Origin of the sequence: Methylobacterium sp. WL12 (assembly GCF_008039475.1) — a bacterium.
Lineage (GTDB): Bacteria > Pseudomonadota > Alphaproteobacteria > Rhizobiales > Beijerinckiaceae > Methylobacterium > Methylobacterium cerastii.
Genome location: NZ_VRUW01000111.1, coordinates 1 through 12065 on the forward strand (window position 1 = coordinate 1; position 12065 = coordinate 12065).

Annotated in this window: 15 protein-coding genes and 1 pseudogene; 6 read left to right on the plus strand and 10 right to left on the minus strand. The window is 62.7% G+C overall.

Features of this window, described 5'->3' with window-relative positions; translation table 11 throughout:
• The 9 genes and pseudogenes from FV226_RS24705 to FV226_RS24745 all read right to left on the minus strand — a co-directional run.
• Positions 1 to 193: transposase (locus FV226_RS24705; RefSeq protein ID WP_147762613.1), on the minus strand; the 193-nt coding region annotated here is incomplete at its 3' end.
• A 63-nt stretch (positions 194 to 256) separates the two neighbouring features.
• Positions 257 to 801, minus strand: a pseudogene (locus FV226_RS24710) (IS630 family transposase); the annotation flags it as partial.
• 779 nt (positions 802 to 1580) lie between these two features.
• On the minus strand, positions 1581 to 2537 hold the full coding sequence (locus FV226_RS24715) for a ferritin-like domain-containing protein (RefSeq protein ID WP_147764996.1): 957 nt from the start codon (positions 2535 to 2537) through the stop codon (positions 1581 to 1583).
• A gap of 300 nt (positions 2538 to 2837) precedes the next feature.
• Complete coding sequence (locus tag FV226_RS24720) at positions 2838 to 3587, minus strand: FkbM family methyltransferase (RefSeq protein WP_147764997.1); 750 nt, start codon at positions 3585 to 3587, stop codon at positions 2838 to 2840.
• Positions 3588 to 3928: 341 nt separating this feature from the next.
• Positions 3929 to 4291: a hypothetical protein gene (locus FV226_RS24725; RefSeq protein WP_147764998.1), complete on the minus strand. Its 363-nt coding sequence runs from the start codon at positions 4289 to 4291 to the stop codon at positions 3929 to 3931.
• 119 nt (positions 4292 to 4410) lie between these two features.
• Positions 4411 to 4623, minus strand: coding sequence for a TOBE domain-containing protein (locus tag FV226_RS24730; protein WP_147764999.1), 213 nt, complete (start codon positions 4621 to 4623; stop codon positions 4411 to 4413).
• A gap of 260 nt (positions 4624 to 4883) precedes the next feature.
• Positions 4884 to 5168, minus strand: coding sequence for a hypothetical protein (locus tag FV226_RS24735; protein WP_147765000.1), 285 nt, complete (start codon positions 5166 to 5168; stop codon positions 4884 to 4886).
• Between the two features lie 44 nt (positions 5169 to 5212).
• The gene (locus FV226_RS24740) at positions 5213 to 5473 is read right to left on the minus strand and encodes a hypothetical protein (RefSeq protein WP_187278846.1); all 261 of its coding nucleotides are present in this window, start codon (positions 5471 to 5473) and stop codon (positions 5213 to 5215) included.
• Positions 5474 to 5510: 37 nt separating this feature from the next.
• Positions 5511 to 6305: a transporter substrate-binding domain-containing protein gene (locus FV226_RS24745; protein WP_246691728.1), complete on the minus strand. Its 795-nt coding sequence runs from the start codon at positions 6303 to 6305 to the stop codon at positions 5511 to 5513.
• A 123-nt stretch (positions 6306 to 6428) separates the two neighbouring features.
• Between FV226_RS24745 and FV226_RS24750 the strand changes: the two genes are divergently transcribed.
• A complete protein-coding gene (locus tag FV226_RS24750; protein ID WP_147765001.1) occupies positions 6429 to 6650 on the plus strand; it encodes a hypothetical protein in 222 nt (73 codons plus the stop codon).
• A gap of 172 nt (positions 6651 to 6822) precedes the next feature.
• Complete coding sequence (locus tag FV226_RS24755) at positions 6823 to 7080, plus strand: hypothetical protein (protein ID WP_147765002.1); 258 nt, start codon at positions 6823 to 6825, stop codon at positions 7078 to 7080.
• A 46-nt stretch (positions 7081 to 7126) separates the two neighbouring features.
• Here the strand turns inward: FV226_RS24755 and FV226_RS24760 are convergent, their stop codons facing one another.
• A complete protein-coding gene (locus FV226_RS24760) occupies positions 7127 to 7381 on the minus strand; it encodes a hypothetical protein (protein WP_147765003.1) in 255 nt (84 codons plus the stop codon).
• Between the two features lie 385 nt (positions 7382 to 7766).
• Here FV226_RS24760 and FV226_RS24770 point away from each other — a divergent pair, with 385 nt between their 5' ends.
• The 4 genes from FV226_RS24770 (at position 7767) to FV226_RS24790 (ending at position 11736) form a co-directional block, all read left to right on the plus strand.
• A complete protein-coding gene (locus FV226_RS24770; protein ID WP_147765004.1) occupies positions 7767 to 7994 on the plus strand; it encodes a hypothetical protein in 228 nt (75 codons plus the stop codon).
• A gap of 35 nt (positions 7995 to 8029) precedes the next feature.
• Positions 8030 to 8443 carry a S24 family peptidase gene (locus FV226_RS24775; RefSeq protein WP_147765011.1) on the plus strand — a complete coding sequence of 138 codons (414 nt, stop codon included), beginning with the start codon at positions 8030 to 8032 and terminating at the stop codon, positions 8441 to 8443.
• Complete coding sequence (locus tag FV226_RS24780) at positions 8440 to 9768, plus strand: Y-family DNA polymerase (protein ID WP_147765005.1); 1329 nt, start codon at positions 8440 to 8442, stop codon at positions 9766 to 9768. The genes FV226_RS24775 and FV226_RS24780 overlap by 4 nt, the downstream gene beginning before the upstream one ends.
• A 345-nt stretch (positions 9769 to 10113) precedes the next feature.
• Positions 10114 to 11736, plus strand: a complete 1623-nt coding sequence (locus tag FV226_RS24790; RefSeq protein ID WP_147765007.1) for a Na+/H+ antiporter — start codon at positions 10114 to 10116, stop codon at positions 11734 to 11736.
• Positions 11737 to 12065 lie beyond the last annotated feature (329 nt).

Sequence of the window (12065 nt, forward strand, 5' to 3'; positions counted from 1 at the left end):
CGGTCTCAAGACTCTTCATCCGTCGAACTTGATCCGACTTCAGGCCGCCAAACTCACGCCGCCACCGGTAGTACGTCACCGAACTCACACCGAGCGCGCGGATTGCATCGGCCACGCTCTGGCCCTGTGAAATCAGAACGTCCGCCTGACGTAGCTTCGTGACGATCTCCTCGGGCTTCGGGTGCTTTGCCATCTCGTCCGTCCTCCAGGCTCAAAAGCCATACCAAAGGGCGGACCACTTCAATGGGGGCTGACCAGTCTTCCAATGGCCGTGCGGCACGGGCGAGCGCAGCCGCTCGCCGCGCGGGGAGCGTCCGCGCAGGCGGGCCATGTTGGTGGCGGTCCAGGTCTCGTCGAGGAAAACAAGGCGCGCAGGGTCGAGGTCGGGCTGACCCGCAAACCACGCCTCGCGCGCCGCCTTCACGTCCGGGCGGTCCTGCTCGGCGGCGTGCGCTGTCTTTTTTTGTACGTGAGGTCGCGTGCGTCGAGGAAGCTCCACAGGGTGCCCAGCCCGACCGTGAGATCGTGCTCGTCCCGCAAGCGGGCGCGCATCTCTTCCAGGGTGATGTCGTCCTTTGCGTCGATCAGCGCGCGCAGGAACGCCTCGTGCGGATCGAGCTTCGAGCGGCGCGCCCGTCCTTGCGGACGAGCGGCCACCGTCCCGGTCGTCGTCAGCGCGGCCATCCAGCGGATCGAGGTCGCGATCCCGACCCCGAAGCGCGCCGCCGCCTGCCGACGCGACGTCGTTGCGGCCGCTGCCACCACACGCTCGCGCAGGTCTTGGCTGTAGGGTCGGCCCATGCATCGCTCCCTCATCAAGAGCGATCAGTGAATCAGCCCGACGCCGCTGCGTGAACCCCAATCAGTCGAATCAGCCCAAACCGAAAACGCACTAGCTGTTTGGTCCCGGCTTCGGTGATCAGAACAAAGTTGAACCGGCCGGACCGGCTACGTCGGACAATGTAATGCGGCTTGGCCAAAGATCCGGTCTCTCAAGCTGCCATTTCTGATCTTTTTGGAGAGAGCGTGGTTCGATATTCTTAACGAAAAAATTGATCTGGGTAGGGCAAGCTTAGATTATATTATTATCGCAAATTTCCGGATGCTCCATGCCTTGATCACTGCATCATACAACCTACCTGTCAGATTGGATGTCCGTGTGGATCAATCGCCCAATTTGGCCGCTGGGCCAGGAGTCGCAAGCCCTCCTCCGATGCGCCTGCAATGCGCGCAAAGGCACACGGTTCTCGAGATCAAGATCCTGCACCAAGTAACCCACGCTCGCCCGGATGCGACCGCTACTGTCGCCATATGTACATGGAAGCGGTCAACGGAGCAGGCACTGACGATGGCGAAGCTAGCGACCGACCACATCGTTCCCAAAGCTGTCGGCAATCATGCCTCGTGTCTGTTGGAGGACAGAGCGCTCCTCCACCGCCGTAAAATTAAGGCTATGATACAGCCCTAGCAAAGCCAGGCGAGCTTGCCTCGTGTGACGCCGATGTCGCGTTTCATTCCTTTGATAGCGGAGCTCGCCAGTGTATTGATCTATGATCTGTTATTATTTTTATTGGTTGAGATTACCTCAGGCGACCTCGTAGACCCTGCGGGAAGAAGCCGCCGGGGCTCTGCGTAGTGTTTAGATAGGCGATGTTAAGGACCTGACCGAACGTCCGTCCGAAAGCAAGGCTGTTGCGATCGGCGGGAACAAGATTAGCATCGGTCTGAGAAAAGCCGGGTGTCGCCGACTGATCTCCACTGATGCCTTGATCAAGATCGGTGTTGCCGTCGAGGGCGTCGCGCGCGTTCGAGATCGCATTCGCCTGCGTGATCAAACCGCGTGAGTAGAGAAGCGTGCGGATCGCGCCTGCCTGATACCCTTCGGTGCCCAGGAAGCCGGAAGCCGTCATCAGAACGTTCTTGTCCTTAATAAACGGCGCACCGCCGATCAGGGCTGTGACGCAGACATCTTCCAGCAGGAAGGCTCCCAGGAGGAACGTGTCATCGCTGGCATAAACGTCGAAACGATCGTTCGGTCCGACGAGCCCGGCTGAGCGAGCCGCAAAGGTGAATGCGAAATCGAGATCGATTTGCGGCCGGCCAATTCGGCTCGCATCCGGTAGCGCGGCGCGAAGTGTCCGAACGTGGGCTTCTTCATCGGCCCCCAGTTCGAAAGCGAATTTGCGGATGAAAGGATCCGCGAACGGTACCTGCTTGCCGCCGTTGACGGTTCCCACGCCCCCAACGCCGTCGATATCACCAGCCTTGAGGCCTGTGCCATTGACAGCGCGCAGATAGTACTCAGCACCAAGATACTCGAAGTTGAGTGCGAACTGAACAATGTCGATGTCGGTGATGTCTGCGGGCGCAACTTGCGCCATTGCACTATCTGGACCAGCAGCTCCGAGTATGGCCGCTCCTACGGTGCCGAGTCCGAGGGCCTGAATGAAGGCTCTCCGGCAGGTCCCCAGATCGGCTTTGTTCAAAACAACTTCTTCGACTTCATTCTGTGATCCGGGCTGAACATTCTCGCTCATGGTCGGCTTCCACCCTGTTAACAGTTCCCCGAACGGGAGACTATGGTGAGCGGACTAGGTGTCCTTAACCTATGGTATCTTTTAAGTAAGGAGTGATGCTTCTTATTCGACGTGTCTAAATTAACACATTATTAATTGAATTCAGGCTTAACAGTGGATCAATCGCATCCAACCAAACAACAATGCCGACACAGATAAAATTCTTGCCAAATAAGATTTCTGTATGAATTTGCCGCGTATGATCGAAGTGTAGCAGTCAGTCGGTATCTTATTAACATGCTGGTTAACATGCTGGCGCTTCTATCGCGGGATAAATGCAGCAATCCATCCGGCTTTGAGTTCACGCGGAACGAGGAAGAAGTCCCAGGTGGCAAAATCCGCGACTGCGTTCCAGACCGCTTCCTCCTCAACAAGGTTTCCGAACAGGTCGGCACAGAAATAGCCGTGTGCTCCAGCAAAGTCGAACAAGCTTCGGCGTTCGTGGCCGTAGAACCCGTATCCCGCCCAGCCATACTCAACGCTGATGATGGGACGATGCCGCGCAAGAAGGGCTGTTGCCCCTGAAAGCGCATCGATCTCGGCTCCCTCGATGTCCATCTTGATGAATGCGAGGCGATCAAGATGTGCCAAGGCGTTGTCTAACGTCTCGACCACGACCCGGATCGACTTCGTCGGCATATCCGGACGGCTGAAAAAATGCGCACGTAAACCGCTTTCGGCAAGCGACTGCGCGACGACGAAGTCTGTTTCGCCTCTCTCTCGCGACACGGCGGCCTCGCGGATGTGGACGCGGGGCGTTGTACGAAAGCGCTCGCGGAGCGCTGTCGCTAGGTGCGGAATCGGCTCGAAGGCGTGTACAGCGCCGTTTTCACCGACCAAATGGGCGATTTGGCCCAAATGCTCGCCAGAATGGGCTCCGAGATCAACCGCCACGTCACCCGGTTTGAGAAACCGTCGATAGCCTTCGGTTAGGACCATTTCGAAGTTTATCGTTTGACCAGTTAATTGGATGAGTTTGATAGCATTGGCCGCCGCGATTGCTGGATGCATATGTATTTTTCTTCCAATTTATCTTTGATTGTATCTTAAGATGCGCCGTAGACGGTCGGAGCAACGGCTTCCACATTCATTAGCCGTCTCTCTGTCAGTTCATGCCTTGCGGATCCCGGCTAGGGTCGTGGGGTCTGCTGGTGTAATTGCTAGTGCCGTCATCGTATCGGCACTACTCGCAGGCTGCGATTGCTCGAGCGCGACGGCCGCGAGCGCGGCAACGGTGATTGCGGACCACAGCCCAGCTACAGCGACAGTCGGGGTCTTCGGCACGTACGAACCCTCACGGCGGATCGTAGGATGCCCGTGATTGGTTAATGGGGCCGATCAGCGGCAGGCGTTTAGTCCAAAAAGACGCGCACCCCGTCGGTATTGAGGATGTCGCGCTGATCGGCGCACCAGCGCTCGGCACCAATCTCGGCGATCTCCCTGGACAGGCGCTGGCCCTCTTCGTCGATCGCCGCCTGCGCTTGCCGGTGGCCGATTGCGTTGTCGAGCGTCGGGCGGACGGTTCGCAGAAGGCCCTCCGATACCTTGTCGTCGATCGTGTAGGCCCTCCTGCAATAGAGCGTGATACCGGCCTGCGCGCCGACGATACGCACCAGCCCTTGGACCATCTCGGCCTGCTCCTCATCCTTCGACGAGGCAGCGAGACAAGTCTGGGCGCCGATCATCAAGGCGAGAGCGACGAGGGCGCGTTTCATGGAGTGACCCGTGAGCGTCGACGCTCCATCAGCGCCGCAGCAAGCGTTGAACAATCGGCGACGACACTCGGCTCCGTCGGCCGCTTGCCTAAAAGCGCTTTGTTCGCTGTGCACGCCTGCTACGGTTTCAGCAGAAGCACGTTCACGGCCTTCGCGAGCACGCGGACGGTATCGCCTTCGGTCAGGCCCAACTCGTCGAGCGAGTCGACCGTCATGACCGACGACATGCGGTAGGAGGTGCCGACCAACTCGACGTCGACCTGAGCCATCACGTCGCCAAGCCTGATTGCAATGATCGTCGCCGGGATGTCATTGCGGGCGTTGTGCTTCATCTCCGATTGCCCTTCGCCTTCAGCTGTTCAGCGTCTCTCGCCAGGCGCGCGGCTCTCTGCCGAGCCAAATTAGTCTCAGCCACGTTCGCCGGCGCCTCGTCGGTAGGCATGGGGATCGGCGGGCTCTGCTCCTTCGCAAAAGCCGCTTCCGCTTGCTTCCACTCTTTGCTCTGATGTTCGGACAGGTCGTGTTCCTTCAGGTTGGAGTAGGCACTTCGCGTTCAAGCCTTCTTGGGCAATGCCACAGGTAGGCTGACGCCCTACACGCCCGGTCCGCTGACGGGGAGCCCATGCTCTGGTGTCGGTGCAACGCCAAGCCCAGCGTCCTCAGGGCTTGTGGCGCCCAGGCGTCGCAGGAGGGACTCGTAGGTTTGGGCAGCAGGGGAATGCGGTTGTAGCTCGTTGGTGGCGTCCAGGAGCTGCCGGACATCGTCAACGAACAGGCGCTTGGCCTCGTCACCAGCCGGCACAGTTTCGAAGAGCCGACCGATCGCGAGCTCGAACAGGCCGACAAGGATCCCGAGCTTCTCGACCTGCTCAGACATCGTGCATCCTCATTTCAGATCGCCCATCATTTTCAAGTGCTCGGTCAGTGTCGCACTGGCTGCTCAACGAACGAGCGAATCCCGTCTTTGGCTATCGCATGCTCGAAAGCCTCAAAGGCATCCTCATCGGTCGCGAAGGTGCCATTCCAGGCCGTGTGCCCGTCTTCGTGGTCGACGACCTCAAGGGTCCACTCGTCCTCAGTACCGGCGAAGCGGTAAATGTGGACCTGCACCGTCGTACCATCGGGAGTGATGCTACCGCCTAGGGGTGAGTCTTCAATCTCTAGGTCAGGGATCTCGCTCATCGGTCGCTCTATCAGTTTGCACCTTCGGGGTCCTTCCTTATGGCGCTACCGCATCTCCGCTGAAACCGTGGGCGTCGAAGATCCTCCTCACGAGGCCCGACCGCTTCGCCTCCGCAAGCCACGCCGTCACCAAGGCAAGCGCCGCCGGCCGGCCCTTTGGAACAGCGACGGCCACCTGCGTTTGCTGGAAGCCGCCGGAGACGATCCGCGAGCCGGGGACCTGCGCCACGATCGGCTGCAGCGTGTCTCGTGACAACGCGAAGGCGTCGGCCGTGCCGGTTCGCATCCGTTCGATCGCCTCCGCTACGGAGGGCACAGCCACCGGTTTCGTCTGCTTCAGCGTGCGGGCCGAGGTGCGGATCGTCGTCGTCCCGTCGATCGCCACCACCCGGAGATCAGGCCGATCGACCTGCGCGACGTCGACGATGCCCGATGCACCGGTCACCAGGTAGGTGCTTTCGAGGTCATAGTAGCCCGGCCCGAAATCGAGCACCTGCTTGCGAGCCGCATCGACGGGCATGAAGCTCACGTCGATCGTCTCGGCTTGGATTGCCGCTGCTGCGGCGCCTGAGTTGGGAAACAGAGTGATGGCGAACGCTAGGCCTGTCTTTTTAGCGAGGTCGGCACTGAGATCTGCCGTGACGCCAGAGGGCTTCCCGTCTGATGTGCGGCCAACGAAGATGAGACCGGCGGACGGGGCCTGGATGAGGCCGACCCGAAGAGTGCCAGTAGGAGTCAGCTCTGCTTTGCCAGATGCATCCTGTGCGAAGCCGGGAAGCGGCATGGCGGCGAGAATGACTAGCGCGACCGGCAATCCGTCAGCGAGCGGCATGGGTGGCGTTCCCAGAATGGTTTCTTGCCGTCCGCTGTACAGGGTCGTCGAGCTGGATCCCATACGAGCGGAGCGCCAGCGGCTGATGCACGTTGCGCTATGACACCAGGTTGGAGCGAGTTCATGGAAGTCAGCGATATGAAGAACCCGCCTTTCGTGGTGTTCACCTTCCGAGACGGGCACGTCGTCGTCGAAGAGGATGCCGCAACCGAGGTGGCTGCCCGCCTGCGCTTCGCATCCGCGATCGACATGTGTGAGACACGGGACGATGCGCATGCCCACCGGGTAGAGCTGCGAGCGGGCGCAGATATCATTGACACTTGGCCGAAGGCCGACCGTTCCTGAGACTTCCGTTCGAGCGCCTCAAAGTGAAACTGTGGAATCCGTTCCGTGAGTAGATCAGGGCCGAACTGTACGCGTTCTCGTGCCACAGGAACGAGCTCCGCAGCGCGCAGTTTGCCCTGCTCATCCACCGGGGGCTCGTAACCAACCGCCCCTGGACGACAGGAGAGCGACGATGGCGAATGCAGGCAAACACGGCATGCACCCTGGAAGCCAGGGTAAGGGATCAGGCTCAGGAGCGATGACCGAGCTGCCGGAAGGCGTGATTGAGGACAATGCGGTGCTGAGCAACCGCGACAAGGCCCAGCATGGCGACGAGCGCGGTCTGGATAGCAAGACGGTGCAGACCGAGCAGTACCAAGACCACTCGGCCAATCGGCTGGAGACTAACGAGGACCGAGCGCAACGCGGCAGCGACGCTGGAAACTCCTAGGCCTCGTTACAACCCGCCCAGTCCATCGGGCGGGTCGCTCATACCGTCATCCACCCTGCAAACTCTCCGCGAAATCGTCCGGCACCTCGCCGAACTGACCCAAGATCGTCGCGCTTTCCAGCTCGCCAGTCTCATCGTCGGCGATGACCTTGATCGCTGCGGTGCCTGGCATCCGGCCTGCCATCGCTTCAGCCTTCTTCAGCGCGCCGTTCTCTGTCGGTGCCACCTCGCGGTCGCCGGGCACCAGGCGCTTCCGCTTAATGACGAACGTCTGCACGATGTACGTCGTCTTCATGCCCATGGCTGATCTCGCCTCTCACGCTGTGAAGCGACTATCCCGTATGTGCGTGAACGCCATCCTCCAGATGGATCGTCCCTTCGCGTCGTAGACCTCGACGTGCCACGCCGACCAATCGGCCCGATCGTCACTACGCATGAGATCGAGAGCAATCCGCTCGGCGTGAAAGCGCATCAGAGCGTCCGACGGCAAGCGCTTGCCCCTGAGATCCGCCACGAGGCTCAGGCCATTGGTGCAATGGAAGCGGTAAAGCGGCGTCGGCATTGGCGTTCTACCCCGCGCTCCACATTGCTTCACCGCCCTTTCCCCGGGGCGTGGCCGTCGAAGTCGAAACACGGTCCCGCTCGCTGTCTGTTCCTTGTATGTTCTTGGACAACTCGGAGCCGCGATGCACCCCCAGCCCCATGAACCGCCTGTGGAGATCTGGCTGACCGAGGCCGAGACGATCGCGCTCGCCTATCGCCGTGCCGCCCGCGGCGACGCCTGGGCCGCGCTGGTCCAGGCGATCGAGGACGCTCTGTCCGATCTTGCAGAGGCCGAGCGCCGGTCGCTGCGGCGGGATCGGCTCGTCTCGCGTGGCTACGTTCGAGCCAACTTGCCAGGGACGGTCACGTGAGCCCCTACGCGGTCGACGAGCTGATCCTCGGCAGCATGGATGCCGTTCGCGTGCCCGTGATCGGGCAGGCGCTGTGTGCCGGCTTTCCGAGCCCGGCCGACGACTTCCTGGAAGGCGCGCTCGAGCTGCCGCGGTGGCTTGTGCCGAACCCGCCGGCCACCTTCCTGATGCAGATCCGCGGCGAGAGCATGCGCGGCGCCGGCATCCACGATCGCGACCTCGCCTGCATCGACCGCAGCCTACGGGCCGAGGATGGTAGCGTCGTCGTCGCGGTGGTCGACGGACAGCTCTCGTGCAAGCGCTACCGCATGGTCGGCAACCGGGCGCGGCTCGACTTCGACAACCCGGAGATGCCGGCCTTCGCCGTCGACGAGTTCGGCGAGGTCGAGATCTGGGGCGTGCTGCGCTTCTCGATCCGGTGGCACCTCGCCCGCGGGCGGCTGTCGTGAGCGGGCCGGCGCCGCGGCAACGCGACCGGATCGGCGGCCGCGCCATCGCGCTCATCGACGGCAACAGCTTCTACTGCTCGTGCGAGCGGGTGTTCGACCCGAAGCTCTCCGGCGTGCCGGTGATCGTACTGTCCAACAACGACGGCTGTGCCATCGCCCGCACCGCCGAGGCCAAGGCGCTCGGGATCAAGATGGGCGACCCCTACTTCAAGATCCGCGACATGTGCCGGGTGAAGGGCGTGCGGGTGTTCTCCTCGAACTATACCCTCTACGGCGACATGAGCGGCCGTGCGAACGCGGTCTACCGGGACTTCTCCCCCATGGTGGAGATCTACTCGATCGACGAGAGCTTCCTCGACCTCTCGGACGTGCACCCGGATCTGCGCCTTGAACTCGGGCGAGACCTGCGCTCCACGGTGCGCGCCTGGACCGGTATCCCGACCTGCGTCGGCATCGGCCCGACCAAGACCCTCGCGAAGCTCGCCAACCACATCGCCAAGCGCATCGCCCCACTCGACGGGGTCTGCGATCTCACCGACCCGGCCGAGTACGAGCACTGGCTCTGCCGCATCCCAGCCGGCGAGGTCTGGGGCATCGGCCGGGCGTCGCTCGCCAAGCTCGAAGCCATGGGCGTCGACAGCGTGGCGGATCTCGCCGACCTCGACTCGCGACCGGTGCGCAAGGCGCTGACCGTGGTGGGCGAGCGCATCATCCACGAACTGCGCGGCCTGTCGTGCCTACCGCTCGGGGCACTACCAGCCCAGCGCAAGGGCTGCGCGGTGACCCGCTCGTTCTCGACCCGGATCGAGGACCGCGCCACGCTGGAACAGGCGGTCTCGGCCCACGCCACGCGGCTGGGCGAGAAGCTTCGGCGCGAAGGGCTCGGCACGAACCACGTCTCGGTGTTCTATCATACGAGCGAGCACGACCGCGGCGCGCCGATGCGCTCGGTCTCGACCACTGTGACGCTGCCGGAGGCGACGAACGACACGCTCGCCCTCATCAAGGCGGCGCGCCTCGGCGTCGCCAAGACCTGGCGCGAGCCCGGCGCTAGGCCGTGGCGGTTCAGCAAGGCCGGGATCGTCACCACAGACCTGATGTCGCTCGACGCCAGCCCACGCGCCCTGATCGGCCAACTCGACCGCGAGCGTTTCGGCCCGCTGATGGCGGCGATCGACGCCTGCAACGCCCGCTTCGGCCGCGGCAGCGTTGTCCCAGCCCGCGCCGGCCTCGTGGAGAAGCGCACGTGGAGCACCAAGTTCGAGATGCGGACGCCGCGCTACACAACGCAGGTCAGCGAACTGCCGATCGCGGTGGCCGGCTGATGGAGCGCCTGTGCGACCTCCGCGCACACCGGCTCGTCGTAGAGTGCCCGCCATGCGAGCGGCGTGGCACCTACGATCTTATGCGACTGCGGCAGCGGTTCGGAGAGCACGCTGACCTCTACGACGTGTATCTGCGGCTGACGCAGTCATGCGGCCATCAGAAGCCTGTCGGATCGCGCCAGCCGAACCAGTACGGCCGGACCTGCCGCGCCGCGATCGGCGTCGAGGGGGGCGACGGGCGTACTGGCTTGCCCTCGCGGACGTAGATAAAGCGCTACTCGAACGACCCCCCCAGGTGTCCGACGGCGTCCTTACATCCCCGCCATGTTCTAGCGAAAGAGATGAATGGAAAGCGTCACAGTGGTTTTGGCTTTGTTGCTCTCCGTTCTGGTGAGCGGCGCCCTCAACCGCCTGCTTCCGCTACCGCTTCCGTTGATCCAGATCGCGATCGGTGTGGCCCTTGCCCTCGGGCCACTGCCGAGCACATCGCTCGATCCCGAAATCTTCTTCCTCGTTTTCCTGCCACCGCTCCTGTTCCTTGATGGCTGGCGCATTCCGAAGCGTGACCTCTTCCGGGACGGCAAAACCGTGGTGGCGCTGGCGCTTGGTCTCGTCGCGCTGACGGTGCTTGGGATCGGCATGCTGATCCACGGCATGATCCCCAGTATCCCGCTCGCTGTGGCCTTCGCCCTTGCCGCAGTCCTGTCACCGACCGATCCTATCGCCGTCTCATCCGTGGCTGCTCAGGCCCCCGTTCCCCGGCGCCTGATGCATATCCTTGAAGGCGAGGCGCTGCTGAACGACGCCACCGGCCTCGTCTGCCTACGCTTCGCCATCGCTGCTGCTTTGACCGGGACCTTCTCCCTTCCTCAGGCTGCAACGACGTTCGTCTGGCTAGCGCTTGGTGGCCTCGGCATTGGCGCCTTGACGACTTTTGTTCTTATGGGGGCCCAGGATCTCCTGCGGCGGCGGACAGGCGAAGATCCCGGCCTGCAGATCCTGTTCAGCCTCCTCACGCCGTTTGGGGCCTACCTCGCAGCCGAGCACGTGCATGCGTCCGGTATCCTGGCTGCCGTCGCGGCCGGTATCGCCATGACCTACGTCGAGATCCAGGGGCGCAGTCTTGGCAGTACCCGCGTCCGCCGAACTGCCGTTTGGGACACCGTCGCGCTAGCCGCCAACGGGTCGATCTTCGTCCTGCTGGGCGAGCAACTGCCCGAGGTTCTTGGGCACGCTGTCAAGCAGGCGGATGTCCAGGGCGCCGGCTGGCTCGTCGCATGGGTCCTCGCCATTACGGCCGGCCTGATGGCAATCCGGTTCGTGTGGGTCTGGGTCTCGCTCCAGTTCACCCTGGTGAAAGCTCGCCTGCGTGGCGAAAGGCGCGAGGGACCGACATGGCGCCTTGTAGCGGCTACGACGCTGGCCGGCGTGAAGGGAGCCATCACCCTCGCCGGCATTCTCACGCTGCCGCTCACCCTGAAGGATGGCAGCCCGTTCCCGGCTCGCGATCTTGCCATCCTGCTGGCGATGGGGGTCATTCTGACCTCGCTGCTCCTTGCCAGCACGGTCCTGCCGCTGCTTCTCCGTGGGCTTGAGCTTCCTCCCGAGCCAAGTCACGATGCCGAAGAAGACGCAGCGCGAGCCGCCGCTCGCGACGATGCGGTGAGGGCCATCGAAGCCCTGCAACATCGCCTCGTCGAGGAGCAGGAGGACGCCTCGATCGCGGTCGAAGCTGGCGCTAGAGCGATGGACCGATACGAGGGGTTGGAGGCTCCGACGGCAGAGAGCCGAAAGGAGTTCAGCCGCGTAAGGCAGCTAGCGAACACCGAGAAGCGCTTACGCCTCGCAGGTATCGAGGCCGAGCGCCAAGCGCTCTACCGTTTGCGTCGCTCTCAAGCCATCGACGATGTGCTCCTGCGTCGGCTCGTTCGTGAGATCGATCTCATCGAAGCGCGCCTCGTGATCTAGCTCTCAATCGTCCTGGGCTGAGGAGCTCCCCATGTCTCAGGACGACCGCCGTAAGCGCTCGGTGACGGCTGCCTTGTGCGGATAGGGCTTGGGTCTGGATACAGGGGATGGCGCGGGATGGCGCTGTATCGGCCCTGTGTCTGGACCTATGACGAACACGGCTCACATCGTGGTTGCGGGAACGCGACGGACCTGGTCGTCCGAGCACAAGGGGGCGATCCTTGCCGAGGCGGAGGATCCGGCGACGACGGCCTCCGCAGTGGCGCGCCGGCACGGGCTTCATTCGAGTCTGCTGTTCCGCTGGCGCCGCGCTCTCCGGACAGAAGCAT